This is a genomic window from Colwellia sp. PAMC 20917 (assembly GCF_001767295.1).
In the GTDB taxonomy this organism is placed as follows: domain Bacteria; phylum Pseudomonadota; class Gammaproteobacteria; order Enterobacterales; family Alteromonadaceae; genus Colwellia_A.
In genome coordinates, this window is sequence record NZ_CP014944.1 from 3,431,454 (window position 1) to 3,457,959 (window position 26,506).

Genomic DNA, 26,506 nt, shown 5'->3' on the forward strand with positions numbered 1-26,506 from the left:
ATTATCAGATAAAGCAAACAATCACAGATACACTATTAATTATTACAAAAACGTAGTGCCTCTGGGTAAGGGAATACATCTTCAAATTTACCCGTAGCCACACTTTTTTGGCATTGTTGCCAAAAACTGGCTTCTAACAAATCCGCATGATGTAATAAAAAAGCATTGCGGTATTTCTTATTTGCCAACGCAAAAGTCGCAATTTCCTCTGGAAACATGTCGCCAGGTGCTACCGAGTACCAAGGTTCTGCTGCATAAATTTGTTCCTCGGTAATCGCTTCTGGTTTCACCCTAAAGTTAACTTCATCCATATAGGTTATTTCATCATAATCGTAAAATATGACTCGTCCGTGTCGGGTTACGCCAAAGTTTTTGAGTAACATGTCGCCAGGGAAAATATCGGCAGCAATTAACTGTTTTATCGCGCTGCCATAGCCATACATTGCTTCTTCAATTTCCTCATCACTCGCTTTAGCTAGATATAAATTGAGCGGTGTCATACGACGCTCAATATATAAATGTTTGATGATAATTAATTCATCTTCAAAACGAATAATAGATTGAGCAACATTGAGCAGCTCTGTTAATAATTCTTCACTAAAACGGTCTTTGGGAAAAGCAACTTCAGAGTATTCCATGGTGTCAGCCATTCGTCCAACTCGGTCATGTAATTTAACTAAGCGATATTTCCCTTTAACTTCTTGCTTAGTCATGGTCTTACTCGGGGCAAATTTATCTTTTATAATTTTAAAAACATAAGGGTAAGAGGGTAAGGTAAATACTGACATCACCATACCTTTAATACCTGCAGCTAATTCAAACTTGTCATCACTTGCGTCGAGGTGATTAAGAAAATCGCGATAAAACTGTGTTTTCCCTTGTTTATGAAAACCAATGGCTGAATATAAATCGGCTAAAGTTTTATGAGGAATTAAGCGTTTTAAAAATTGCACTAAAGCAAAGGGATGCTGACAGTCGACAAAAAAGTAAGCGCGGGCAAAACCGAAAACCACCGCCATATTTGCCCCTTCAGTTAACAACGCATCTATGTATAATCCTGCTGCTTTTCCTTCTTTTTCATTATTAACAATAGGGACAATAAAGGGGGTTTCGCCGCCAGGAGAAATAACTCGACCAATAATATAAGCCCCTTTGTTACGATAGAATATAAAATCAAGAATATCGAACTTCAATTCGCTAAGTTTATATCGTGTTTTATGAGCTTGAACGCGAAAAGACTTTATAAGACTTTTCATGTCTCTTTCTAAGTTAACAAAGGGAATGTTGAAGTTGGCATTATTCATAATAGCCGCAATAGTTTGTTCTAGGCCTAACTCACTTGGCAAATAGCGCGTGTATATAATAGGACTGGCAATGTTTTCTATTTTTTCAACGGTACTTTTTACAAAAATAAAAGCATTGTGGTAGTACTTACGTTCAAATAAATGACAAAAGATAGAGTTATAAAAACTCTCTGCTAGCTCTGGTTGATGGTGTTCTTTTAATAAATCGACGTAACTTACCTTAACGTTTTGCCATAAAAGTTCGTCAAGATTTGAGACAAAAAAATCTTTTTTAATGGTCTCAAGTGTTTCTTCAACACGTTTATCATAAAAGTCTGTTCTACTTTTTGCTGCATCTTGAACCGCTTGCCATTGGCAGAGTTCAAAGCGTTTTTTTGCGGATTGAGTAATTTCACTAAAAAGATAGATATGTCGCTCAAAGCCATTAAGGATGGTTTTAGCGAGAGCAAAAGCAATATTGTTCATGATATTTTCAACTATAAATTTATCGATAATCTCAGCATACGGTAAATTGTCAAAAAGGGGAGATAAAGTTTCCAATATGATGATTATAAACAAGGTAAATACTGAGCTGTTTTATATTTAAGGTCTCTTGACCCTTTATTGCCACTGTATCGGCGTTATTACTTGCTATTGTTGGCGCTGAACACTAAAATTACGCGTTTTTTATTCTCTTAAAATAGATATTCTAATTGGTATTTACATGCGCGTAGCTGACTTTTCTTTTGATTTACCCGAAGAACTTATTGCCCGATATCCGAAAGCGGATCGTACCTCAAGTCGTTTAATGTCTGTTAACGGTAATAGTGGTAAAATCCTTGATCTTGGATTTACCGATATTATTGAACAACTTAATGCTGGTGATCTACTTATCTTTAATAATACCCGCGTAATACCAGCGCGTATGTTTGGACAAAAAGAAAGTGGGGGGAAAATTGAAGTTTTGGTTGAAAGGATCCTCGACGAAAAACGTTTTCTTGCTCATATTCGTGCCAGTAAGTCACCGAAAGTCGGTAACAAACTTATTTTAGAAGGCAAAGTCTCTGCGACTATGCTTGGTCGCCATGGTGCTTTATTTGAATTAGAAATACAGGGTGATCAATCAGTTTTATCTGTGCTTGAAGAAATTGGCCATATGCCATTACCTCCCTACATAGACCGTCCTGATGAAGACAGCGATCGTGAAAGATACCAAACTGTTTATAATGAAAAACCTGGTGCGGTTGCTGCACCTACCGCAGGTTTACATTTTGATGAAAATTTATTAGAAAAAATAAAAGCTAAGGGTGTTGATCTCGCTTTTATTACCTTACACGTTGGCGCAGGTACTTTTCAGCCAGTAAAAGTCGATGAAATAGCCGACCATATTATGCATGCTGAGTATGTTGAAGTATCTGACGAAGTTGTTCAACAGATAGCCCTGACAAAAGCGAATGGCGGTCGCGTTATCGCTGTTGGTACAACATCGGTACGTTCGATAGAAAGTGCTGCTAAGGTGGCTAAAGATAAAGCCTTACCGCTTAGCGCTTTTTATGGTGACACGGATATCTTTATTACCCCAGGATATGAATTTCAAGTAATTGATGCCTTAATCACTAATTTTCATTTATCAGAGTCAACCCTGTTAATGCTCGTTAGCGCTTTCTCGGGTTACGAACACATGATGTCTGCCTATCAACATGCAGTGCATGAAAAATATCGTTTTTTCAGTTATGGCGATGCGATGTTTTTAACGAAAAAAGATTACAATATTTAAGATAATGTATAAAGCGTTTAATAATTTATAATAAACAACCGCTAGCCTGTTTCGCTAGAGGGTTTGGAGAAAGTCTATATGACAGATAAAACAGTAGCACCAGTGACTAAACCAGTAAAAAGTAAGATGAAGTACCAATTAATCAATACTGACGGTAAAGCACGTCGAGGCCGTTTAACGTTTGATCGTGGCACCGTAGAAACGCCAGCGTTTATGCCAGTAGGGACTTATGGCACGGTTAAAGGCATGAAAATGGAAGATGTTGAGGCAACAGGCGCTGAAATTATTCTAGGCAACACTTTTCACCTTATGTTACGTCCTGGTACTGAAATTGTTGAACAGTTTGGCGGTTTACATGATTTTATTAATTGGCAAAAGCCAATTCTTACTGACTCCGGTGGTTTTCAGGTGTTCAGTTTAGGTAAAATGCGTAAGATTACCGAAGAAGGGGTTAAGTTTAGTTCTCCTATTAACGGTGATAAAATAATGCTAACCCCTGAACGATCAATGGAAGTTCAGCGCAGTTTAGATGCCGATGTTGTGATGATTTTTGATGAGTGTACGCCATATCCTGCATCACATGAAGAATCAAAAAGTTCGATGGAATTATCATTACGCTGGGCACAGCGTTCTAAAGTTGCTCATGGCGATAATCAATCCGCTTTGTTTGGCATTGTACAAGGCGGCATGTATGAAGACTTACGTGAAGTTTCTGTTAAAGGTCTAAAAGACATCGAGTTTGATGGTTATGCGATCGGTGGTTTATCGGTTGGTGAACCCAAAGAAGATATGATCCGCATTCTTGATCACACCACCCCCTTGATCCCTGAGAATAAACCCCGATATCTTATGGGTGTTGGAAAACCAGAAGACTTGGTTGAAGGTGTACGTCGTGGTATTGATATGTTTGATTGTGTTATGCCAACACGTAATGCCCGAAATGGTCACTTATTTGTGACTAACGGCGTTATTAAAATTCGTAATGCCAGCCACAAAACAGATACGGGGCCATTAGACAGCGAATGTGACTGTTATACCTGTAAGAATTATTCACGCGCTTATTTGCATCATTTAGATAAGTGTAATGAAATACTAGGCTCACAATTAAATACCTTACATAACTTACATTTTTATCAACGTGTTATGAAAGGATTGCGTGCGGCTATAGAGCAAGGTAAGTTAGACGACTTCGTGAGCGAGTTTTATGCGTTACGCGGGTTACCCGTTCCAGAATTAAAATAGCTATTTACACAATTAAAAGAATCATCCATTTATTAACAATAAAAATCAGAGGAAATTATGAGTTTATTTATCAGTGAAGCACACGCAGCAACCGGTGGAGCAGCAGGTGCCGATGGTACATCAATGTTGATCATGCTAGCCGTTTTTGGTTTAGTTTTTTACTTTATGATTTACCGCCCACAAGCTAAGCGTGTAAAAGAGCATAAAGGCCTAATGTCAGCATTATCAAAAGGCGATGAAGTTTTAACACAAGGCGGCATCGTCGGTAAAATTGTGAAAGTTTCAGACGAAAAAGATTATATCGTAGTAAGTGTTGCTGAAGGTACTGAAGTTGTTCTTCAAAAAGCAGCAATCAATGCGGTATTACCTAAAGGCACAATGAAGTCATTGTAATTGTAAGTCGTGGTAGGTTAGTTACTTGCTTGGCTACTTGCTTGGCTACTTGCTAAACAAGTTGAGCATTATGACTAACCTGCAACGATTTAAAAGAACGTTAATAAAAAGGATGAACTTGTGCTAAACAAATACCCCTTATGGAAATCACTGATGGTGCTATTTATAGTCGCTTTTGGTGCTTTATATGCTTTACCTAATTTATACCCTGAAGACCCCGCCGTGCAGGTTTCAGGTTTACGTGGCGTTGAAGCCAATGCTGCAACGCTTGATAGCGTAAAGAGCGATTTGACTGCAGATAATATTTCATTCTCAAGTATTGTACTTGAAAATGGCCAATTACTTGTCCGTTTTAGTGATACCGAGCAACAACTTCGTGCCCGTGATTTACTTGAGGAAAGTTTAGGCGATAAATTTTCGGTGGCGTTAAACCTTACACCGGCAACACCTGCATGGTTAGCAAGTGTTGGTGGTACACCGATGAAGTTAGGTTTAGATTTAAGTGGTGGTGTTAGCTTTCTAATGGAAGTGAACATGAGTGAAGCGATAGTTAAAGCGCAAGACGCCTTAGTTGATGACTTTCGTACCGATTTACGTGGCGAAAAAATTCGTTACCGCAGTGTCAAAAAATCGAGCGACTCCATCAATGTTCAGTTTCGTAATGCGGAAGACTTAACTACAGCCCATGACTTTTTGAAAAAACGCTACCGTGATTTTTTAATGTCAGAAAATGCGGATAATTTAACCTTGTCTGCAAAAATGACCGATGAAAAGATTAAAGAAGTTCGCGAATATGCCTTGCAACAAAACATTACCATTATTCGTAATCGTGTTAATGAATTGGGTGTCTCTGAGCCGCTTGTGCAACGCCAAGGTAAAAAACACATCATTATTGAATTACCCGGCGTGCAAGATACAGCTAAAGCAAAAGAAATTTTAAATGCAACGGCAACTATCGAATTTAGACTCGTTGATACCGACGGCGATTTAAGTGCGGCACTTAATGGCAGAGTGCCAGCGAGCTCTAAGTTATTATATGAACGTGACGGCAAACCTGTTTTATTGAAAAAACGTGTCATGCTAACTGGTGATCATATTGTTGATGCAGGCTCAAGCTTTGACGAATATAGCCGCCCACAAGTCAATATTTCGCTTGATTCTGCCGGCGGCGGAAAAATGTCTAATGGGACTAAAAGCAATATTGGTAAGCCAATGGCGACCGTATTTATTGAATATAAACCCACTGACCGTAAAGATGCTGAAGGGAATACTATTTTTGAAAAAATAGAAGAAGTTATCTCAGTAGCAACCATTCAAGCACGTTTAGGTAAAACCTTCCGAATTACTGGTGCGGGTAGCCAAAGTGAAGCACATAACTTAGCCTTATTATTACGTGCTGGAGCGCTTGTAGCACCGATTCAAATTGTTGAAGAGCGAACGGTTGGCCCTACATTAGGTGCTGAAAATGTGAGGCTTGGTTTTGAAGCTATTTTAATGGGCTTTGGCTTAGTGTTTATTTTTATGATTATTTATTACCGTGCTTTTGGTGTGGTAGCAAATCTAGCGCTTGGTGCTAACTTAATCTTAATTGTTGGGGTGATGTCCTTAATTCCTGGGGCAACGTTAACGTTACCCGGTATGGCTGGTATTGTACTAACAGTTGGTATGGCAGTAGATGCCAACGTACTTATATTCGAACGTATACGAGAAGAAATACGAGAAGGTAAGTCGATTCAACAATCTATTCACCAAGGATATGAGGCAGCATTTTCAACCATTATTGATGCCAATATTACCACGCTTATTGCGGCACTTATTTTGTATGCTATTGGTACAGGTCCGATTAAGGGTTTTGCGATAACCTTATCTATCGGTATTCTTACCTCAATGTTTACAGCGGTTGTGGGTACACGAACCGTAGTTAATGCTGTTTGGGGCGGAAAACGTCTCGACAAACTTTCAATATAGGGCGTAGATATTTATGCAAATTTTACAATTAAAAGAAACTGTCGCCTTTATGAGTTACCGCAAGGGAGCATTGATGTTTAGTGTTTTATTGATGCTTGCTTCTGTATTTTCTTTAATGACCAATAAATTAAACTTCGGCTTAGATTTTACGGGTGGAACATTAATTGAGGTGGGTTTTGAAAAAGCGGCTGATTTAAACAAAATTCGTGCGGTAATGGACAGTAATGGCTATCCAGATGCGGTTGTGCAGTTATATGGTACTAGCCGTGATGTGGTTATTCGTTTAGCAGAGCGCGAAGGTTTAAACGTAGAAATGCTCGGTAATGAAGTACTTAGTGCCTTACAAGAAGGCACAGGGCAAACCATGGAAATGCGCCGTATTGAATTTGTCGGTGGCAGCGTCGGCGATGAATTAGCAGAGCAGGGCGGATTAGCGATGTTAACTGCGCTAATTTGTATTCTCGTTTACGTAGCATTCCGCTTTGAATGGCGTTTCGCTTTAGGTTCGGTGTTTGCTTTATTTCATGATGTATTGTTAACACTGGGCTTGTTCTCAGTATTAAAACTTGAGTTTGACCTGACGGTGCTTGCAGCGATATTGGCGGTTATAGGTTACTCACTCAATGATACGATTGTTGTGTCTGACCGTATTCGTGAAAACTTTCGTAAATTACGTGAAGGCGGGCCAGCAGATATTATCAATATTTCGTTAACACAAACCTTAAGTCGTACTTTTATAACGTCAATAACCACGTTATTAGTATTAGCTGCACTGTTTTTTAGAGGTGGTGAGCTTATTCATGGTTTCGCAACCGCGTTATTGTTTGGGGTCTTTGTTGGTACTTATTCATCTATTTATGTAGCAAGCTCTGTTGCACTCGCTTTTGGTATTTCTAAAGAAGACTTGATACCAGAAGTGATTGATAAAGAAGGCGCAGATCAAGAAGAGATGACGCCTTAACGTATCAATCAGATAATAAAAGTTGTTAACTAAAAGCCGAGTATTCTTACTCGGCTTTTTATTGTCTTATCAAGAAGATTAACTGATTAGCACCGTTTAAAAGGGCTTATTAATAACTATTAAGATGATATTTGAAATAAAATTGTGCTAATTTTCAATTTTATTAGTGTATGGTATTTACATTAAATAGTTTATTAGTATAATTACTCTAGTTCTTAAGGGCTATGCTCTTACCAAACTTTTGTTATTCCCTTACAAATGTTTTTATGCCGCGTAACTTACGCGGCTTTTTTTTGCCTAAAAAAGGACATTTGAGGTACGTTAGGCTTTATTGGCAATGTCGTGTATCACTTTAGCAATGTTAATATTATGGTCTTCAGCTCGGGCCGAGCCAACGATGGTAATAGCGACAAGTGAAAGATCGCAATCTTTTGAATTAATATAATTTTGAAGTTTTAAGCTATAAAAAGTTTTTACTTTAGGTTTTAGTGGCTCAGCTCTGTTGCCTTCAACCACAATGGCTATTTTATCATTAGAAAGTTTAACCAGTGAGCCCACCGGATGGACACCTAAATACTTGATAAACTGTTGAACAAGTAGCTGATCAAACTTGCCTTTTTCGGCTAATAAATAACGTAACGCGTTAATGGGTTGTTGACCTTTTTTATAAGCTTTATCACCTGTTACGGCGTCATAAACATCAATAATTGCTGTAATACGAGCAAGTTTAGAAAGTTTTTCTTTTTTTAAGCCCCTTGGGTAGCCAGAACCATCTAATCGTTCATGGTGATTAATCAACATATCCATAATGATAGGATCATTAAAGCCATCTTTTTTACAAAGCTGATGTCCCCATGCAAGGTGTTTTTTAACAATATCCATTTCATTAACTGTTAGTTTATCTGGTTTTTCAATGATGCCTTTGGGTATTTTTGCAACACCAATATCATGTAATAAAGCGCCTAATGTCATTTTTTCAGCGGTTTCTTTATTTAAGCCAAGGAAAAGTGCAAAGCCGCATACTAAGATGGCGCAGTTAGTGGCATGCTCCCATTGATAGGTAGAGTGATGGCGAATACGCGTTAAAATAGTTATGGCATATTGATTACGAATAACCGAGTTGGTTATCTCTGAGGCGAGCAAACTGATTGCCTGTGGTGATAGATTTTTTTGACTTTTCGCTTGATTGAATAAATCTTGAATTTTTTTATTACTATCATCATAGATTTCACACGAACGTGAAAATTCTTCATTTAATGAGCAAGGTAAAGTCACTGACTCTGCCGTTGATAACTTTTCTTCTTTAACAGTCAGATTTTGATTTTGTTCCTTACCAGACTCAAGTTTGATAATAACTTGAGTAACGCCTTGTTTTTTTAAAGACATTATTGTGCTTTGAGAGTTAACTCTGCCTTGGTTTTTTACTTTTGTTTTGCTGTGTTTAAGCATTACGGTGGTAACGAACATACCAATTTCTAATTCATCAATGCTTAATGTCTTCAATCTAACTTCTTCAGTCATATAGTATTTTTATTATTATTGTTCCATATTCATTCATACTTGCTTGTTTTTTATACTTTTACAATAAATTGTTATATTAGCAAATGAGATGGTGTGAGATAATTAAAGACTGCTCATTAATTAATTGATACCAATAATCATGAATTCAACAATCTTAAGCACCTTTTTAGTCGACGTTAAAAACAATCAATCGTTCTGGGCACTGCAAGAAAAGTCAGCAGAAGATTGGGTAGTACTTGACTCTATTAACTTTGAAAACACTGAAGTTATGCCATTATGGTCAAGCCAAGAACTCGCTCAGAAGCATTGTGTTGATGAATGGCAGGAATATGTACCGACTAAAATAACTTTAAGTGACTGGTTGGAATTTTGGTTAGAAGACCTTAGTGAAGACGGCGTTATCGTTGGTATTAATTGGCAAGAAGAAACTAGTGATACCGATGATAATACATATGTTGAGTTAGATTTAGCCGAATTTAGTCAAGCACTCGCTGAAATTGAAGCTTTGTAACGTTTAGAAAAAGCAGTATGTTGACTTTATTATAGAGCTCAACATGCTGTTGTTATTCGCCTGATGCATCTAAATAAGTTAGTAAACTTATTCGACCATTCTTGGTCGACGCTATTTTATTTTTATTGATTAAATCTTTCCAGGCGGTCACTTTGCCACCCGTATTGAGCCGCTCAAAGCTTGCCGACTCATTTCCTTGCGCTAAAGATAAAAAATTGAGTAATTTTTGATAACTGTCTGACTCGCTAACATCTATAGTCAGTAAGTCTTTTGGGCGAGCAAGAAAATACTGCCCAACCTCACTCTTATGCCGCTGGTAGCATAATGATAAAAAATTATCATCTTCAATATTATCTAAGGTAAAAGGTGAAAATGTACTCTGGTAACAGCGTTTAATAATCGTATTAAAACCACCATCATCTCGGGTAACGTTGATATACATACGTTGTAGTAATTGTTTAATCGAGGGTAACCATTTTTGTGACTCACGGGACAAATAGATAAATTTACTGTTAGGGTAAAATGTATCTAGACGTTTAAAATCAGCAAAAATGGGCGTATCGGCGATCACTTGTGCTTGATCAAAAGTTTTTTGCGTATAGGCTGTGTGTGCGACGGTATAGTCGAGTTCAAGCATGGCGGCACAAATACTGGTTGTGCCGGTGCGAGGTAAGCCGATAATGAATATTTTAGTGCTGTTCATCTCTTAGTTACATCCAAGATTTGCGGCTACTTTCTACTTGGTAAAGTGCATTATCAAGTAATTGGTAGGCAAACTCTTGTTTGATAAAAGGAATATCTTGCGCGCCTGCCGCTAATACTATGCTTACTGAACTGAGTTGGTGGCGTTTTTGAAACCAACTTTGTTTAAACTGAACTTGTTGAGTTTTAAAAATAGGAAAACAGTAATAGTCGACGCCAAAATAACCTTTACGGATATAAATAAAATCTTCATCTTTAGCATAACCCCAACGAAACCAACGCATAAAAATTAACAAACCAACAAATAAATAACCGGGAATTATAGCCATTAATAAATTAGGTTTATCAACAGTGATGAAAAAAACTAACAGTGAAATAAATATTGGGGTGAGAATATAGCCAAGATTACGCAACAGAAAACGTTTACTAATACTTTGATAATCAACCGTCATCATTTTATTAGTTGGGTATACGTTGTTAACTAACGCCAAACATTCGCTAGGATTAATTGATGGAACAATAATACGATTATTTTGTGCACTCGCTTGATACTGATTTAAAGCACTATTGCTTTGTTCAAATTTAAGGTTAATTCGTTTGAGTATCACATCAAGCCAATCTTGTTGACGAACTACCATTTGCAGGCGGGATAATCGCATGATCACTTCATACTTGGTTAACAGACCACTGCGGCGAATATAACGATCGTCGACTTTACTTAAGGTGAACTGGTAAAATGTAATAATAGAGCCGGCGATAGAAAATAAGGTAAAAGGTAATAAAATAATAAAAGTTAAGGTTAGTGCGTATAAACCAACTTGCCACATGGGTTTATCAGCAAACGTTAAGAATTTTTCAAGGTCGATACCCAAGCCATTAAAAAACTCAACAATATAGCGACCAAAATCATCAAAAAATGGTGCTAAGCCACCAAGGAAAATCCAGATTCTGTTGTTAGTTAAGCCATGAATAATAAGGTCTGTAATACTGCGTGTGTTTAAAATAGTTTCGTTGTTTTGATCCTTTGATGCTAAGTCATTAACTGTTTCGGCATCGGCATCGGCGACTGTCGAACTGGCTATTTTATGCTGAGCTAAAATTTCTATTTTAAGTTGCTCGGCAAAGTCTACTTTTAAAGCGACAACTTTAGCTTCTTGCATAGCGGAGCCTGCAGTATCAAGCTGGAGACAGGTAAAACCGAATAGTCGATAATACAACGGTTGCTCTAGTTTTACGTTTTGAATTTTAGCAAAAGGTAAATTAACGTATTTCTTTGAAATTACGCCAGAGCGTATTTCAATATGATCCTGATATAATCGATACTGAAAGAAGTAGAAACTTAAGAAGGTCGAGATCATAATAATGGCGAGTATGGCTAAACCTATCGGTAGCCACAAATGGGGATGTGCAATAAAATTATCGTAACCTAAATATAATGCGGGTAAAAAAACGACGATATTACTTAAAAATCCCATCACAAATTTTGCTAAAAAATAAATAATAGCGATAGGTGATATACGCTGCCAGTCTTTGGTGTTTTGTTTCGAGCCAAGAGGGGGAATTGTTACTTCTCCATCGCTCTCTAGCGTCGGTGTTGATTTATCCATGATGGTTAACATCTTTGTGATCAAGAATAAATTGGCGAATGCTCTCTGCTTTCTCTAACGGTAAACCTGGAATTTCAAAAGTGTGCAATGCACCACCAGCGCTGAAAACTTGCAGTTTAGCCAAACCTATTTTTCGGTCAATAGGACCACGCTTTAGCTCTACATGTTGAATACGTAGCATAGGTTGGCTAACAGTTTTGAGAAAAATAACGCCACTTTGATAACTAAGGTCTTGTTGGCGAAGTGCGTAAAACTTTCTTTTATCGGCAACTATAGTGTAAAGGGTACTCATAAAACCAATCAGTGCTATTACCCAAATAACATAACTTACAAAGTTATTTACTGCAGTAGTTAAGGTAATAAAGTGTTGTAGCTGAACGATGAATAAAATACTTATAATAAACAGGGTGATAAATAAGGTGATATAGCGGTTACTTTTTGCATAAAGCGGCGATAACATTTCAAATTTTAGTGAGTCTAATCTTGGTAAATCGTTACTTGTTAAATCTGTGTTTGAAAAGTTAACCGTTCCTGGGATATTCTCAGTGCCCTGCATAATCGCTATTCCTATTATTTTTATTATCAAAAGAGTGGGTAATTGTTATTATAATTCTTAATATAAATCGAACAACATGATTAATATTGGCGCAGTGCGGAGCTTGATTTTCTTAAAAGATTTTTTGGGTGTTTAGTATTATTCTGGTGATAAATAACCTAAATTCATCAAGCGCTTCTCATCAAAGGTGTTAATAACATCACCAATAATGACTAATGTTGGTGGTTTTATATCATGTAATTCAACTAAGTGGTTCAATCCCGCTAACGTACCACGGTAAACTTGTTGTTCTGGATTTGTTCCTTTATAAATCAATGCTGCGGGTGTTGAAGCTTTACGACCCGCCTTGATTAGTTGCTCACTGATAATGGGTAAGCTTTTGATCCCCATATAAAAGACAACGGTTTGTTTATTATCGTTAAGCGTGTGCCATGGCAGTGATAATTCACCATTGTCTTGGACGTTACCAGTAATAAAGGTGCAACTTTGTGCGACTTGTCTATGCGTTAAAGGGATACCTACATAGCTAGTGCAAGCAGAGGCCGCGGTCATTCCTGGTACAATATGACAAGCGATACCATTTTTTAAGGTATATTGTGCTTCTTCACCTCCTCGACCAAAAACAAAAGGATCGCCGCCTTTTAAGCGTAAAACTTTTTTGTTTTGTTTAGCATAATCAACTAATAGCTGATTAATTTTGTCTTGGGGGACTCTGTGTTCTGCCTGTTTTTTACCGACATAAATTCGCTGACAATTTTCGGGTAATAACGCTAATATTTCAGCACTTACTAATCGGTCATAAATGGCGACTTCAGCTTGTTTAATGAAACGAAAAGCTTGTAAGGTGAGTAAATCAGGATCGCCAGGACCCGCGCCAACTAAAGCGACTTCGCCACAAGCAAAAGGTTGTTTACTGTTTGGTGAGTCAGGCATCATTAGGGTCATTGGTTATTTACCATTAGAAGAAACGTTTAAGTTCTTCAAAATACCGTCGTGTATATTATAGACAAAGCCGTGTACGGTGACATCTTGATTGGCATTCCAGGCACTGACTAATGTGGTGGTATGACAAACATTGGCTACCTGCTCAATCACATTGAGTTCACACAGTAAGTTGACCTTTGTTTGCTGGTCTTCAACGGCATCAAGGCGCTCTTTGTGAAAACGATAAACATCTTTTATATGCCCTAACCAATTATCTATTAGCCCATGACGCTTATTATCAATTGATGCTGTAATACCGCCACAGCCATAGTGACCACATACTATTATATGTTTAACTTTTAGGTTTTCTACAGCAAATTGAATAACAGAAAGGCAATTTAAATCGGTATGGATAACTTGATTAGCAATATTACGATGAACGAACACTTCGCCTGGTGACATACCGAGCAATTCATTGGCTGGTACTCTTGAGTCAGAGCAACCTATCCATAAATATTCGGGTTTTTGTTGTTCTGACAAGCGTTTAAAAAAATCGGGATCTGCTTTTTTTATCTTTTCAGCCCACTGCTGATTATTGTCGAACAAATGTTGAATTGAAGTCACGGAATGCCTTATTAAATAATCTATTCATTGATTTTATGAGAATACACCAAGAAGTGAAAGATAAATGTGAGATCAATTATTTATGATGTATATCCATTTAGTTGGGCACTTAGCAATAACTGCCGATATTATGAAAACTCAACTAGGCAGAGTCATCTCAACCGGATGTGAGCGACAATTTTAGCAATACAAAAACGAAAGCAGTTGGACTAAAAACAACCAACGTAGCTAAGTTTGGTGTCCTGACTAAGAATAAATCAACTTATCTATTAGCTAAAAAAGGGCGATTTAGGTGAATTTAAGCAAAGCAAATAGCTAAGACTTTTAATCATGTCGTTTTAAAGGAAAAATTATATGGTTTATCTCTCAATAAAAATAAAGTTTGGCTTTGATTTTAGCCAAACTATTTATTGTCATTAATCTATTTTATTATCTTTTTTTTCTTATTTATCCGCCAACACTTATCATTATATTATAAGTGTTGGCGGATAACATTGAATGTTCGACAATCAATTGTTACTCAGTATCGTTAAAATGACAGCTGATTCTTGTCGAATGGTATAAATTCGTAAATATTATTAGCAAAACTGCTAAATAATAGGTAATTTATAAGGAAATAAAGATAAGTAGCTTTAATCTCAGCTATTTTTTTAAACTAACATCATGGATACTCTATGTTTACTCGCTTAAGCGTAAAATTACTTATACCGACTGCTGTTTTTGGATTATTAGCAGTATTATTTATTTTGCTATTTACAGATGAGTTAAGTAAGTCGTTTGTTATCGGTATATTGTCTCTATTAGTGATTGCCCAATTAATATCAGGTTATATATTTACTCAAAATCAGCTGTCGTCTCGATTAACAAACTTACTTCATTACTTAACGCTTGTGGTGAGTACTAAGCAGGCGCCTCCTGGCCCATTAGTTGATGAAGGTAATGATGAGCTAGCTCAAGTCACCAATGAGCTTAGTGCTTTTATTGGAAATTTATCCGATGTGCTTGCTGAATTACGAACCGAGTCTGAATCGTTAAAAGAGGGATCATTTTTACTGGCCACACAAATGACCGATTCAGTGAAAGCCGTTGATGATTCTGCCCGTCAAATAGAACTTATGGCTCACTCTATTGATGAAGTCGCGTCAACGTCTAGTATACTTTCAGAGAGTGCTTCACAGGTAAGTGAGACGACTAATCAAGTTATTGACATTTTATCGCAAGGGACAACTTCTTCAAATACCAGTCAGCAAACCATTGAAGCTTTTTCTAAAGAAGTTACCGAAATGGCGACAGACTTAGCACTACTGCAAACAGAGTGTTCTAATATCGGTTCTGTTCTGGATGTTATTCGTGGCATTGCCGACCAAACAAACTTACTCGCATTAAATGCAGCGATAGAAGCAGCGCGAGCAGGTGAGCAAGGTCGCGGTTTCGCAGTTGTTGCCGATGAAGTAAGAGCTCTTGCGCATAGAACACAAGAAGCAACGGTTGAAATTCATTCAATGGTTGAAGGTCTGCAAGAGAAATCAACGAATGCTGTAACGGCGATTTCGCGTGGTCAAGCATTGACGCAAGACAGTTTAACGCATTCAGCCGAAGTGGTTGAAGCGTTAGAGCAAATAGGTCGAGTCTTTAAAGAGGTTAATGCCTTAACCTCTCAAATTGCTAGTGGCACTGAACAGCAACAGCAATCAACTGCAGCGGTTAATAGCAATATGGCTGAAGTTGCCTCTTTGAGTCGAGATATCACTAATGGCTTAAGTTCTGTTGCCCAGCATGCAGAGCAACAGCAAAAGGTATCTGTAGATGTTGCTAAGACCCTAAATAGGATTTGTGTTTAGAAAGTAGCATGTAAAAGCACAGAGAGTAACATTTTATCATAAGCCCATTTAAACATGGGCTTTTTTATGTTCAGGATAAACGGTGATAATTTTTTCATAAACATCTTAAGTACATCCTTGCATATCGACATAAAGGCGTGACGATGTTTACACAGCAAGACCATTTCTAGGCATCCATGGCATTATTACTTTCGTGTATGTCGATGCCGAGTGAAGCTGCACAGACGTCGCATAATGTTTGATATTGGCATCATTTTCAACAGTTGCCTTTTAAAAGGCGATAAACAGATTAACTTGTTTTTTAGAAATTGCATTTCAGTCAAAACCTCTGATTTTCAGCAAGCAATATTAATGATCACTTTATATGCATTATAGTTAGCAATTCATTAATTTCTAACTCCGCTTTAAGTCTATAGTCTCTAAAGCTCTATGAACTAAACGGTGTGTGTGATTTTTCCCGATGATTAAAAGCCTATAGTCCTGAATCATCGGTAGTAAGTCTGATCCAATTAACGCTAAGACTTCATGATAACAATCGAATCAAATTTAGTTGGATCATTTTTGATTTTAGATCTTTCAGGTTGATGTATACCAATATGCGTGGCAAGCTAACTTTGATTTCAACTATTCTCTTTTCGACCTTTTGCAATCAGTTTGCCTAGGTGTTTTGATCAATATATTTTACTTTTATCTTCGTTGGAAATAATCGTTTTATTTTAAGGTATCACATGAAGAAAATTATAATCGCTGTCACTATTTTTATTTCAGCCTGCTCTCAAAATCCAAAAGAAACAACAGAAGTAGAACTTTGGCAAGCAACCGCTGATAAAGTTACTATCACGCGAGACAACTGGGGAATACCACATATTTATGGCTCTACAGATGCCGATGCTGTCTTTGGAATGATCTACGCGCAAGCGGAAGATGATTTTAATCGTATAGAAATTAATTTTTTAAACGCTATGGGACGTTTGGCTGAGGCAGAAGGTGAGTCGGAAATTTATCGTGATTTACGGATGAAATTATTTATTCGCCCTGATGAAATTAAAGCCATGTATGAAACAAGCCCGTTATGGTTAAAAAAACTGATGAATGCTTGGGCTGATGGTTTAAATTATTATTTGCACACCCACCCACAGGTTAAACCTAAAGTACTGAAACGTTTTGAACCTTGGATGGCATTAACTTTTTCTGAAGGCAGTATTGGTGGTGACATTGAACGCGCGCGCCTTAACCGCTTAGAAAACTTCTATGGTGATAAAATAATCAATATTCCTGATGAAAAGCTCGACTTAACCAAAGAACCGCAAGGCTCCAATGGTTTTGCTATTGGTCCTAAAAATACAGCCTCGGGTAATGCAATGTTACTTATTAACCCTCATACTTCATTTTACTTTCGTGCAGAATTGCATATGAAAAGTGACGAGGGTCTGAATGCCTATGGTGCTGTTACTTGGGGGCAATTTTTTGTTTATCAGGGCTTTAATGAAAGAAATGGTTGGATGCATACCTCGACAGGCTCTGATTTTATTGATGAATATTTAGAAACTGTAGAAGAGCGTGACGACGGGGTTTATTATTTTTATGATGATAAGTGGCTCAAAATGGCGACATCTGTTATCAGTATACCTTACAAAACCTTTCTAGCGGATGGAGAAGAGGGTATGGCAACCAAGCAAGTCACTGCTTATCATTCCCATCATGGTCCTATTGTACGGGCCGAAGGTGATAAATGGGTGGCTATGGCTATTATGGAAGAGCCAATGAAGGCGCTGATACAATCTTACGAGCGTACTAAAACAGATGGTTTAGCAAGCTATAAGAAAAACATGGAATACCATACTAACTCATCGAATAATACGGTTTATGCTGATGGTGATGGTAATATTGGCTTTTTCCATGGTAATTTCATCCCTAAACGAGATCCTACGTTTGATTGGACTAAGCCTGTAGATGGCAGTACCTCAGCGACAGAGTGGCAAGGAATTCACAGCGTTGATGAATCAATAAATCAGTTTAACCCTAGTGTTGGTTGGCTACAAAATACGAATAACTGGCCATTCTCTATGAGTGGGGCACAAAGTCCTAAAAAAGCAGATTATCCATCATATATGTCTACTTATACTGAGAACCCTCGAGGTCTACATGCCCTTCGCGTTTTAGAAAACAGCAAGGATTTTACCCTTGATAGCCTAATAGCTGCTGCTTACGATAGTTATTTAACCGCTTTCGAACCATTAATTCCGAGCTTAGTGAAAGCTTATGACAATGCTAAAGCTGAGGATAAAGTTGATTTAGCCGCTGCCATGAAGAAATTACAAGCATGGGACTTACGCTATGCTGTTGATAGTGTCGAAACGTCTGTAGCAATTTATTGGGGACGTGAGTTAATGCGAATGTCTTCAGAACCTGCTCGTGCTAATAAAATAAATATTTATGAATATATGGAGAATAAAACCTCAGCAACTGAGAAGCTAGATGCTTTACGTGCAGGTCTTGCTAAATTAACCGCTGATTTTGGTCAATGGGATATGGCGTGGGGGGAAATTAATCGCTTTCAACGAATAACAGGAGACATTGTACAGCCGTTTGATGATAACAAACCTAGTGTTCCTGTGGCATTTACTTCTGCGCGTTGGGGAAGTTTAGCGGCTTATGGTCAGCGTACCTTTAATGACTCAAAGAAAAACTATGGTACACGCGGTAACTCATTTGTCGCAGTTGTTAATTTTGGTAAAAAAATAACGGCAAAAGCCATAACGGCAGGTGGGCAGAGTGGTGATGTAAATTCGCCACATTTTGCTGATCAAGTAGCTGATTATTCCGATGGTGTTTTACGTGACGTTTATTATTATGACACTGACATTAAAGCGAATACTGAGGAATATTATAGGCCTGGAACTAGAAAAAAGGTTAATAAATAACTATATTGAAACACTTAAATTCAAAACATGAGGCAACACTTTGAATGACTCGCCACATTTGATGAATAAAAACGTCGAGAAAAAATACAGTGTGATATACATTTTTTATTGGTTGCGGATGGTGATAAAAACATTCTGTAAAACGTCATATATCACCGAAAATGCAACCATCATTTTTAATCTTGTGACTGGCAGCAATGGTGGCTAAGCGGACTACTTATTAAAATAAATTAAGATAGGCCGGCTTTGTGGTAAATGTGATCTGAAGAGATCAATCGGTCGTGATATCGTCATGCTGATACTGAAATAAATTCAGCATGACGTAGTTGGTATCAGCATCACGTAGTTGTTATAAGCATGACGTAGTTGGTATCAACATAACGTAGTTGGTATCAATATGGCTGAGTTATTACCAATCAATACCTTTTTGTGCTTTTATATTATTATCAAAAGCATGTTTAATCGATTGCACTTCACTTACTGTATCAGCTAATTCTAAGAGTGAACGATGTGCGCCACGGCCTGTGGCTATTACATGTTGCATAGGCGGGCGATTAGCGATGGCGTCTAGTACCTCATCAAGGTCAAGGTATTTAAACGACAGCATGTAAGTCAGTTCATCAAGTAGCACAACATCAACGGTTTCGTCAGCTAATAGTTTTTTTGCTTCTTTCCAAACAAGTTGAGCAGCGGCAATATCGGTTGATTTATCTTGTGTATTCCAAGTAAACCCTGTTGCCATCACGTGAAAAGGTACGCCGAGCTTTTCTAGGACATTTCTTTCGCCACAAGCCCAAGTGCCTTTTATAAACTGAATGGCTGCTGCGTTTAGACCGTGTCCTACTGCGCGAGTTAGCGTGCCAAACCCTGATGTTGACTTACCCTTACCGTTACCTGTAATTACAATTAATATACCGCGTTCATCAGTGGCAGCATCAACTCTTGCATCAACTTTGTCTTTTACTTTTTGCATGCGTGCTTGGTGTTTTTCACTTTTTTGTGTTTCGTCGACCATGAGTATTCCTATGGGTAATTATAGTTTTTTTAAAGAGGAGAAAAGGCAAGGCTAACGTTAAGGGGCTCCCTTAAAAAATAGCAATTTACCGTGTATTCCCGCACGATTTTATTGATGTTAATGGTGGTGATCTTATTGTGGATAGGTATGCTGACTCATCGAGCAACTCTTAAGTCACTGCAATTTACAGTTGCGGGAACAGTCAAGGTTTCTCACCTTATTCCCTAAACACGTTTACGTTGCGTTAGTTTACGAGATTTTTAATTATTTACAATATCTAGCGGTATTAAACACCATTGATTTTATGTTTTTGATAAATAGAATCTAAGGCAGGGAATTTTCAGTAATAAAAATGCCAACAATAGTTGTTGGCATTTTAGTGTTTTCTAATAATAACGTTATTTAATTAAGCCATTGGCTTACCAAATTTTTACACGTTTCTCAGGGGCGATATACATAGCATCACCTTCTTTAACGTTAAACGCTTTGTAGAATTCAGGCATGTTAGATAAAGAACCTAATGCACGGAACTCACCAGGTGAATGAGGGTCAGTTGCTACTTGATTACGTAATGATTTCTCAACCTTTTTTCCACGCCATACTTGAGCAAAGCCCATGAAGAAACGTTGATCGCCAGTTAGTCCGTCAATTACCGGTGCTTCTTTACCATTTAATGAAGCAATATAAGCTTTATACGCGATAGTTACCCCTGATAAATCACCAATATTCTCGCCCAGTGTTAAAGAACCGTTTACATTTAAGTCTTCAAATACTGAATAGCCATCGTATTGTTTTACCAAGTCATCGGTGCGAACTTTAAAGGCCGCTAAATCTGCTTCAGTCCACCAGTTACGCATGTTACCGTCGCCATCATACTTACTCCCTTGGTCGTCAAATCCGTGACCCATTTCATGACCGATAACCGCGCCAATACCACCATAGTTAACCGCATCGTCAGCAGCTAAGTTGAAAAATGGTGGTTGTAATATGGCTGCAGGGAAAACAATTTCATTCTTAGTTGGATTGTAATAAGCATTAACAGTTTGCGGCGTCATGCCCCATTCTTGCTTATCAATTGGACCACCTAACTTAGCGACTTCTTTTTGATGAGAAACACTACCAGAACGCATTTTATTGCCAACTAAGTCATCACCTTTGATAACAAGTGCGGAGTAATCTTCCCACTTATTTGGGTAACCAATTTTAGGATCAAAGCTTGCTAGTTTTACATGGGCAGCTTTTTTAGTTGAATCAGACATCCACTCTAGTTCATCAATACTTGCACCATATGCTCCGCGTAAGTTTTCAACAAGTTGTGTCATACGGGTTTTAGCTTCAGGCTTAAAGTGACGGCTCACATAAACTTTACCAATAACCTCACCTAAATTGCTGTTAACTACGCCAACACCACGCTTCCACATTGGACGTTGTTCTTTTTGTCCTCTTAACTGCTGAGAATAAAAGTCAAAGTTTTCATTATCTAAGTCAGCGGTTAAAGAACCAGCAAAGTTACTTAAGGTATGGAAAGTTAAGTAAGTTTGCCAATCAGCTAATGGGGTTGCTGCAAATATTTCGCCAAAACCTTTAACAAATGAAGGTTGGTTAATAATGATGTCTTTTTGCGCTGATACGCCTTGAGCAGCAAGGTAAGCATTCCAGTTAAATGCATCAGTAACTGTATTTAAGTCAGCGACATCGAATTTATTGTAAGTTTTACTGCTGTCACGAGTTTCAATTTTTGTCCAATGAAAACCTGCTAATTTAGTTTCAATTGCCATGACCGTTTGCGCAGCAGCTTTACCGTTCTTCAAACCAGCTAAATTGAACATATTTTCAATATGAGCAACATAACCTTTACGCAATGCGGCAAAGCGTTCGGTTTCATCAAAGTAGTAATCTCTGTCGGGTAAGCCTAAACCTGTTTGCCAAATATGAGTGGCATAGCGAGTTGAGTCTTTACCGTCAACGCTAATATAAAACGCTAACGGACTACCGACACCATTTTTTTGATTTTCACCAAAAAATGTTGCAAGTTCATTCTTGTCTTTTAAACCATTGATGCTATCAAATAATGGTTGAATAGGAGCCGTACCTGCAGTATTACGTGCATCCATGTTCATATATGAACGGAATAAGTCAGCTACTTTTTGTTCGTCGCTGCCCATTTTTAAATTTTCTGTTGCTGCTAATTCTTCAATGATTACTTTTACATTGTCATCAGCTTCGTCACGTAAGTCATAAAAGGCACCAATTGACGTTTTGTCTCCAGGGATTTCATTAGCGTTCAACCAAGCACCGTTTACATAACGATAAAAGTTGTCTTGTGGACGAACTGATAAGTCCATTGTTGCTTTGTCGATACCTGAAGCTAATGCAGTTTTTTGCATGATCGGCATTTCTTGCTTAGTTGTCTCAGTGCTTTCTGGATTGTCGTTGCAAGCGGCAAGCAACAATAACGAAGAACAGACTGCACCTGTTATTATTTTTTTCATGGTAATCTCATTATTATTAAGTAAAGAATATGGTTATAAAATGGTAAACGCATTGATACTAAAGGGTTACAGGGCTTTTTACTAGATTTGGACATGAATTTTTACATAATGTATCAGCAATGCCGTATTTTATTTTGTACATTAAGCCTGATGATTTTTTTATTTTTTTATTTAACTAATTGAAAATAAGCGTAATATTTTTCACTTTGATTTTTATCAATATTAATTATTGGCTTTTTTGCTGCCAAATAAAACATTGACTGTGCTATGCTGTGGCTACTTATAGAGTAATAGTTCTCTTACTGAATAACATAAGATGAAGTTTAATTAATGTTTCAACCCGTCAGTTTTTTCATTGGGCTACGCTATAGTCGTAGCCGTAAAAGTTCTGGATTTGTATCCTTTATCACTTTTTTCTCCATTGTCGGTATCGTCCTGGGTGTCGCATCATTGATCACAGTTGTTTCCGTTATGGACGGTTTAGAAGGTGAACAAAAACGGAGAATATTGGGTCTAGTTCCCCATATTGTCGTCGCCAATCAACCTCAGCAAAACAAAAACAATGCTTTACCTACATGGCAAATCCTACGTGAACAATTATTACTTACGCCTAAAGTTAAAGAAGTTACTCCTTTGTTGGAAAGTGAAGCACTCATACAAGCTAATTCTGGCGCATTACGCGGTGTACTCATTCAAGGAATCATGCCTGAATTCGAGCTGCACAATATTGTTAATAACTCTATGGTATCAGGACATTTAGATAATCTATCGACACAGAGCTTTGCCATTGTTATCGGACAGTCGTTAGCAAGGCAACTTGATGTCGATTTGGGTGATAAAATACGTTTAACACTGCCTAATAAAACCGTCTTTACCCCAATGGGGAGAATTCCGGTGCAACGCACTTTTACCATCGCTGGTATTTTTAGTGTTGGCTCACAAGTTGATGAAGGACTGGTCTATATTCACAGTAAAGATGGCGCAAAACTTCATCGACAAAGAGGTGATGGCGTTGAAAAACTTCGTTTTTATCTTGATGATGCTTTTGCTGCTGAGCAAGTGGTCAAACGTTTAAAACAACAATATCCACAGTATGATTTTACGACATGGCGCGATACTCAAGGCGCTTTATTTTCTGCTGTGCGCATGGAAAAAAATATGATGTGGTTGATGTTGAGCTTAATTATAGCCGTTGCCGCATTTAATATTGTTTCCGCTTTAGTGATGGTTGTTATCGAAAAAAAGGGTGAAATTAGTATTTTGCAAACACTTGGGCTAGATCGTCTTGGCGTGGTAAAAATATTTATTACTCAAGGTTTAGTTAATGGTTTTTGGGGCGTCACTATCGGTACTGTGGTTGGCGCCATACTAACCTTAAATTTAAATACTATATTTACCCTTCTCGGTGTTAATTTATTGGGAGCAGGGCAGTCTTTGCCCGTCGAACTATCAGTGAACAATGTGTTTAGTATTATTTTATCAGCGTTAGCGATGAGTTTTATTGCTACATTATATCCCGCTTATCAGGCTTCTTTAACAGAGCCTGCCGAGGTTTTACGAAATGAGTAAAGGTTTACTTTGTCAGCAATTATCAAAGTCATATTATCAAGGTAGCATTGAAACCAAAGTCTTAGACGGGCTTGATTTGTCAGTAGACGCGGGTGAACTTGTTGCTATAGTGGGAAGCTCTGGTTGTGGTAAAAGTACATTTTTACATATAGCTGGAGCACTAGATTCTCCGTCTTCAGGGCAGGTTTTTATTAGCGGTGTTGATATCCACCAGTTATCTGACAAGCAACGTGCTAAATTTCGCAATAAACATATTGGTTTTATTTATCAATTCCATCATTTAATGATGGAGTTTTCAGCACAAGAAAACGTGGCAATGCCTTTACTGATTCGCGGGGATTCACCTAAAGCGGCCCTAGCTGCTGCACAAGAAATGCTCACACAGGTTGGGTTAAGTCATCGCTTTGAGCACCGGCCCTCAGCGCTTTCTGGTGGTGAACGTCAACGTGTCGCTATTGCTCGGGCATTAGTGACTAAACCTTCGTTAATATTAGCTGATGAACCAACAGGGAATTTAGACTTTGATACTGCAGAGCAAATATATCAGTTATTACGTGACCTTAATAAAACGGTAAACACCAGTTTTGTTATTGTTACCCATGACTTAATACTTGCTGCCAGAATGGATCGCCAACTACGTTTATCGCACGGCCGGTTAGCGCCCCTTGAAAGTTAAGGCTTTTTAAATGACCCAATCATTAAGTTTATTTTTAGGCTTACGTTATGTGCGTAGCCGAAACGGTAATGGCTTCTCTTCGTTTATCTCAGCATCTTCCACTATCGGTATTGCGCTTGGTGTAATGGTATTGATTATTGTGCTCTCAGCAATGAACGGTTTCGAGCGAGCATTAGCGCAACATTTGCTGTCGGTTATCCCTCACGGCGAGCTAATTGCTGTTAATACGCCGATAGATAACTGGCAAAAACACGTGGCTAAAGCACAACAACATCCGCAAGTGATAGCCGCAGCACCCGTGATAAAACTTACCGGTATGATGCAACATGGCAGTGAACTCAAAGCTGTTGCTGTGCGTGGTGTCGATGTAAAGTTAGAACAGCAAGTTTCTACTATTGCCGATTATATGATTGCCGGTAGCTGGCAAGCGATCGTCGATAATGAAAATACCGAAACCCCTACGGTCGGTGTTGTTATTGGCTCGGGAGTTGCAAAAAAATTACAACTTGAATTAGGCGACGCACTACAATTGTTACTATCGAGTGTTATTGTCCAAAAAAGTAACCAGCAAGCGAGTGCTAAATTTCCGGTGCCGGTTAAGCACCAAGTCAACGTTGTTGGCATTTTTAAATTTGGCGGTACGATTGACGAAAACTCTGTATATCTTTCACTTGAGCATGCCGAAAAAATGGTGAATCTCGAGAAGGGGCAAGTTCAGGGAATTCGCATAAAAGTAGCTGATGTTTTTCAAGCGCCCCAGGTAACACGTGATGTTGCTTATAGCTTTGATGATACTTATGTTGCCATTTATGATTGGACACGAAGTCACGGCCATATTTTTAATGATATACAGCTTGTGCGCTTAGTGATGTTTATTGTCTTAATATTAGTCATAGCGGTAGCAAGTTTTAATATTGTTTCAACGCTTATCATGGCGGTAAATGAGAAAAAAGGTGATATCGCTATTTTAAAAACTATGGGGGCACCAGCGAGCGTTATAATGATGACCTTTATGTTTCAAGGACTGGTTAATGGAGTCGTGGGTTGTCTAGTGGGGACAGTGTTAGGTATTGTTATCTCATTAAATTTAACTGATATTGTTACTGCAGTAGAAACACTTCTGAACGTAAAAGTGTTATCAGGTGATATCTATTTTATCGACTTTCTTCCCACTCACTTAAGCCAAGCTGATGTTGTAATCACTGTTTGTACGGCTTTACTGATGAGTCTACTGGCGACTATTTACCCCGCATGGCAAGCAACTAAGGTTGAGCCAGCGCAGGTGTTAGGACAAATGTAGCAGGTTTCACTTTTATATTATTAACCGATAATTTTTATAACCAACGCGAGACTAGAGCAGATTTTTACTTTCTACTTTTACGTTTATTCCATTGTTTGATAACAGAATATCGCCATAGGCCATGTATGGCAAAATAACCTATTAGCGAGAAAAGTACCGCTAGCACGCCACAGCCAAGTAAAAATGCTGGTCCAATAGTTGATAAACTATCAACCAGCCATTGCCAATTCGCTTCAAAAACAAATGCTTTTTCAGGTCGACCTAATAGCCAGATGCCAACCATATAACAGCCATAAAAAATTGCAGGTATTGTTAACGGATTCGTTATCCAAACGAGTGCAACAGAAAGTGGCAAATTCGAATGTACTATAATAGCAACACCAGCAGCTAAAACCATTTGAAAAGGTACCGGGATAAAGGCAAAAAATAAACCTACGGCAAAAGCTTTTGCGACAGAATTACGGTTTAAGTGCCATAAGTTGGGGTTATGCAATGACGCACCAAAAATTTTTAAATGTTTATTATTTTTTATGGTGTTGTGATCCGGCATATAACGCTTGAAGAGTTTTTTAGGCATATACTTACTTATATTATCTAGGCTTTATTTATCGATTAGACAG

21 protein-coding genes and 1 riboswitch are annotated in these 26,506 nt (G+C 38.0%); of the genes, 11 read left to right on the plus strand and 10 right to left on the minus strand.

Annotated features, from left to right (window positions below; all coding sequences use genetic code 11):
• Positions 1 to 35: 35 nt before the first annotated feature.
• A complete protein-coding gene (gene aceK, locus A3Q34_RS14695) occupies positions 36 to 1,769 on the minus strand; it encodes a bifunctional isocitrate dehydrogenase kinase/phosphatase (RefSeq protein ID WP_070377189.1) in 1,734 nt (577 codons plus the stop codon).
• 238 nt (positions 1,770 to 2,007) lie between these two features.
• On the opposite strand from aceK, the gene queA reads away from it, so the two are divergent.
• The 5 genes from queA to secF all read left to right on the plus strand — a co-directional run bounded on the left by queA (position 2,008) and on the right by secF (position 7,624).
• The gene (gene queA, locus A3Q34_RS14700; RefSeq protein WP_070376034.1) at positions 2,008 to 3,060 is read left to right on the plus strand and encodes a tRNA preQ1(34) S-adenosylmethionine ribosyltransferase-isomerase QueA; all 1,053 of its coding nucleotides are present in this window, start codon (positions 2,008 to 2,010) and stop codon (positions 3,058 to 3,060) included.
• Between the two features lie 126 nt (positions 3,061 to 3,186).
• Positions 3,187 to 4,302: a tRNA guanosine(34) transglycosylase Tgt gene (gene tgt / locus A3Q34_RS14705; RefSeq protein WP_070377190.1), complete on the plus strand. Its 1,116-nt coding sequence runs from the start codon at positions 3,187 to 3,189 to the stop codon at positions 4,300 to 4,302.
• A 57-nt stretch (positions 4,303 to 4,359) separates the two neighbouring features.
• Entirely contained in the window at positions 4,360 to 4,695 is a 336-nt protein-coding gene (gene yajC, locus A3Q34_RS14710; protein ID WP_070376035.1) for a preprotein translocase subunit YajC, read from the plus strand.
• Positions 4,696 to 4,815: 120 nt separating this feature from the next.
• Positions 4,816 to 6,663, plus strand: coding sequence for a protein translocase subunit SecD (secD, locus tag A3Q34_RS14715; protein ID WP_083278035.1), 1,848 nt, complete (start codon positions 4,816 to 4,818; stop codon positions 6,661 to 6,663).
• Between the two features lie 13 nt (positions 6,664 to 6,676).
• Positions 6,677 to 7,624 carry a protein translocase subunit SecF gene (gene secF, locus A3Q34_RS14720; RefSeq protein ID WP_070376037.1) on the plus strand — a complete coding sequence of 316 codons (948 nt, stop codon included), beginning with the start codon at positions 6,677 to 6,679 and terminating at the stop codon, positions 7,622 to 7,624.
• Between the two features lie 321 nt (positions 7,625 to 7,945).
• Here the strand turns inward: secF and A3Q34_RS14725 are convergent, their stop codons facing one another.
• Positions 7,946 to 9,145: an HD-GYP domain-containing protein gene (locus A3Q34_RS14725; protein WP_083278036.1), complete on the minus strand. Its 1,200-nt coding sequence runs from the start codon at positions 9,143 to 9,145 to the stop codon at positions 7,946 to 7,948.
• A 139-nt stretch (positions 9,146 to 9,284) separates the two neighbouring features.
• Between A3Q34_RS14725 and A3Q34_RS14730 the strand changes: the two genes are divergently transcribed.
• Positions 9,285 to 9,656, plus strand: coding sequence for a DUF2750 domain-containing protein (locus tag A3Q34_RS14730; protein ID WP_070376038.1), 372 nt, complete (start codon positions 9,285 to 9,287; stop codon positions 9,654 to 9,656).
• A gap of 52 nt (positions 9,657 to 9,708) precedes the next feature.
• On the opposite strand, the gene A3Q34_RS14735 is transcribed toward A3Q34_RS14730, so the two are convergent.
• From A3Q34_RS14735 to can, 5 genes are all read right to left on the minus strand, one after another.
• A complete protein-coding gene (locus A3Q34_RS14735; RefSeq protein WP_070376039.1) occupies positions 9,709 to 10,359 on the minus strand; it encodes a sulfotransferase in 651 nt (216 codons plus the stop codon).
• Between the two features lie 7 nt (positions 10,360 to 10,366).
• On the minus strand, positions 10,367 to 11,965 hold the full coding sequence (locus A3Q34_RS14740) for a PH domain-containing protein (RefSeq protein ID WP_070376040.1): 1,599 nt from the start codon (positions 11,963 to 11,965) through the stop codon (positions 10,367 to 10,369).
• The gene (locus A3Q34_RS14745; protein ID WP_070376041.1) at positions 11,958 to 12,521 is read right to left on the minus strand and encodes a PH domain-containing protein; all 564 of its coding nucleotides are present in this window, start codon (positions 12,519 to 12,521) and stop codon (positions 11,958 to 11,960) included. Before A3Q34_RS14745 ends, A3Q34_RS14740 begins: the two co-directional genes overlap by 8 nt.
• A 138-nt stretch (positions 12,522 to 12,659) precedes the next feature.
• On the minus strand, positions 12,660 to 13,466 hold the full coding sequence (gene cobA / locus A3Q34_RS14750; RefSeq protein WP_070376042.1) for a uroporphyrinogen-III C-methyltransferase: 807 nt from the start codon (positions 13,464 to 13,466) through the stop codon (positions 12,660 to 12,662).
• Positions 13,467 to 13,469: 3 nt separating this feature from the next.
• A complete protein-coding gene (gene can / locus A3Q34_RS14755) occupies positions 13,470 to 14,069 on the minus strand; it encodes a carbonate dehydratase (protein WP_070376043.1) in 600 nt (199 codons plus the stop codon).
• A gap of 674 nt (positions 14,070 to 14,743) precedes the next feature.
• On the opposite strand from can, the gene A3Q34_RS21115 reads away from it, so the two are divergent.
• Positions 14,744 to 15,910 (plus strand): methyl-accepting chemotaxis protein, encoded by a 1,167-nt coding sequence (locus tag A3Q34_RS21115; protein WP_070376044.1) that lies wholly within the window; start codon positions 14,744 to 14,746, stop codon positions 15,908 to 15,910.
• A gap of 728 nt (positions 15,911 to 16,638) precedes the next feature.
• Positions 16,639 to 18,834 carry a penicillin acylase family protein gene (locus tag A3Q34_RS14765; RefSeq protein ID WP_070376045.1) on the plus strand — a complete coding sequence of 732 codons (2,196 nt, stop codon included), beginning with the start codon at positions 16,639 to 16,641 and terminating at the stop codon, positions 18,832 to 18,834.
• 409 nt (positions 18,835 to 19,243) lie between these two features.
• On the opposite strand, the gene cobO is transcribed toward A3Q34_RS14765, so the two are convergent.
• Together cobO and A3Q34_RS14775 are read right to left on the minus strand one after the other, a co-directional pair.
• Positions 19,244 to 19,849 (minus strand): cob(I)yrinic acid a,c-diamide adenosyltransferase, encoded by a 606-nt coding sequence (gene cobO, locus A3Q34_RS14770; RefSeq protein WP_070376046.1) that lies wholly within the window; start codon positions 19,847 to 19,849, stop codon positions 19,244 to 19,246.
• Between the two features lie 123 nt (positions 19,850 to 19,972).
• Positions 19,973 to 20,117, minus strand: a riboswitch (cobalamin riboswitch).
• 151 nt (positions 20,118 to 20,268) lie between these two features.
• Complete coding sequence (locus tag A3Q34_RS14775) at positions 20,269 to 22,341, minus strand: M13 family metallopeptidase (protein WP_070376047.1); 2,073 nt, start codon at positions 22,339 to 22,341, stop codon at positions 20,269 to 20,271.
• A 330-nt stretch (positions 22,342 to 22,671) separates the two neighbouring features.
• Here A3Q34_RS14775 and A3Q34_RS14780 point away from each other — a divergent pair, with 330 nt between their 5' ends.
• From A3Q34_RS14780 to lolE, 3 genes are read left to right on the plus strand one after another with little or no spacing between them, the layout of a single operon-like run.
• The gene (locus tag A3Q34_RS14780; protein ID WP_070376048.1) at positions 22,672 to 23,910 is read left to right on the plus strand and encodes a lipoprotein-releasing ABC transporter permease subunit; all 1,239 of its coding nucleotides are present in this window, start codon (positions 22,672 to 22,674) and stop codon (positions 23,908 to 23,910) included.
• Entirely contained in the window at positions 23,903 to 24,586 is a 684-nt protein-coding gene (gene lolD / locus A3Q34_RS14785; protein ID WP_070376049.1) for a lipoprotein-releasing ABC transporter ATP-binding protein LolD, read from the plus strand. Before A3Q34_RS14780 ends, lolD begins: the two co-directional genes overlap by 8 nt.
• 10 nt (positions 24,587 to 24,596) lie before the next feature.
• Positions 24,597 to 25,886, plus strand: a complete 1,290-nt coding sequence (gene lolE, locus A3Q34_RS14790) for a lipoprotein-releasing ABC transporter permease subunit LolE (protein ID WP_070376050.1) — start codon at positions 24,597 to 24,599, stop codon at positions 25,884 to 25,886.
• A 64-nt stretch (positions 25,887 to 25,950) separates the two neighbouring features.
• On the opposite strand, the gene A3Q34_RS14795 is transcribed toward lolE, so the two are convergent.
• Positions 25,951 to 26,463 (minus strand): DUF2062 domain-containing protein, encoded by a 513-nt coding sequence (locus A3Q34_RS14795; RefSeq protein WP_070376051.1) that lies wholly within the window; start codon positions 26,461 to 26,463, stop codon positions 25,951 to 25,953.
• Between the last annotated feature and the right edge of the window lie 43 nt (positions 26,464 to 26,506).

What these genes read in the sequence shown, in the direction of transcription:
- aceK (WP_070377189.1), bottom strand. Translation starts at nt 1,769, where the DNA reads ATGAACAATATTGCTTTTGCTCTCGCTAAAACCATCCTTAATGGCTTT.
- queA (WP_070376034.1), top strand. Translation starts at nt 2,008, where the DNA reads ATGCGCGTAGCTGACTTTTCTTTTGATTTACCCGAAGAACTTATTGCC.
- tgt (WP_070377190.1), top strand. Translation starts at nt 3,187, where the DNA reads ATGAAGTACCAATTAATCAATACTGACGGTAAAGCACGTCGAGGCCGT.
- yajC (WP_070376035.1), top strand. Translation starts at nt 4,360, where the DNA reads ATGAGTTTATTTATCAGTGAAGCACACGCAGCAACCGGTGGAGCAGCA.
- secF (WP_070376037.1), top strand. Translation starts at nt 6,677, where the DNA reads ATGCAAATTTTACAATTAAAAGAAACTGTCGCCTTTATGAGTTACCGC.
- A3Q34_RS14725 (WP_083278036.1), bottom strand. Translation starts at nt 9,145, where the DNA reads ATGACTGAAGAAGTTAGATTGAAGACATTAAGCATTGATGAATTAGAA.
- A3Q34_RS14730 (WP_070376038.1), top strand. Translation starts at nt 9,285, where the DNA reads ATGAATTCAACAATCTTAAGCACCTTTTTAGTCGACGTTAAAAACAAT.
- A3Q34_RS14735 (WP_070376039.1), bottom strand. Translation starts at nt 10,359, where the DNA reads ATGAACAGCACTAAAATATTCATTATCGGCTTACCTCGCACCGGCACA.
- A3Q34_RS14740 (WP_070376040.1), bottom strand. Translation starts at nt 11,965, where the DNA reads ATGGATAAATCAACACCGACGCTAGAGAGCGATGGAGAAGTAACAATT.
- A3Q34_RS14745 (WP_070376041.1), bottom strand. Translation starts at nt 12,521, where the DNA reads ATGCAGGGCACTGAGAATATCCCAGGAACGGTTAACTTTTCAAACACA.
- cobA (WP_070376042.1), bottom strand. Translation starts at nt 13,466, where the DNA reads ATGACCCTAATGATGCCTGACTCACCAAACAGTAAACAACCTTTTGCT.
- A3Q34_RS21115 (WP_070376044.1), top strand. Translation starts at nt 14,744, where the DNA reads ATGTTTACTCGCTTAAGCGTAAAATTACTTATACCGACTGCTGTTTTT.
- A3Q34_RS14765 (WP_070376045.1), top strand. Translation starts at nt 16,639, where the DNA reads ATGAAGAAAATTATAATCGCTGTCACTATTTTTATTTCAGCCTGCTCT.
- cobO (WP_070376046.1), bottom strand. Translation starts at nt 19,849, where the DNA reads ATGGTCGACGAAACACAAAAAAGTGAAAAACACCAAGCACGCATGCAA.
- A3Q34_RS14775 (WP_070376047.1), bottom strand. Translation starts at nt 22,341, where the DNA reads ATGAAAAAAATAATAACAGGTGCAGTCTGTTCTTCGTTATTGTTGCTT.
- A3Q34_RS14780 (WP_070376048.1), top strand. Translation starts at nt 22,672, where the DNA reads ATGTTTCAACCCGTCAGTTTTTTCATTGGGCTACGCTATAGTCGTAGC.
- lolD (WP_070376049.1), top strand. Translation starts at nt 23,903, where the DNA reads ATGAGTAAAGGTTTACTTTGTCAGCAATTATCAAAGTCATATTATCAA.
- lolE (WP_070376050.1), top strand. Translation starts at nt 24,597, where the DNA reads ATGACCCAATCATTAAGTTTATTTTTAGGCTTACGTTATGTGCGTAGC.
- A3Q34_RS14795 (WP_070376051.1), bottom strand. Translation starts at nt 26,463, where the DNA reads ATGCCTAAAAAACTCTTCAAGCGTTATATGCCGGATCACAACACCATA.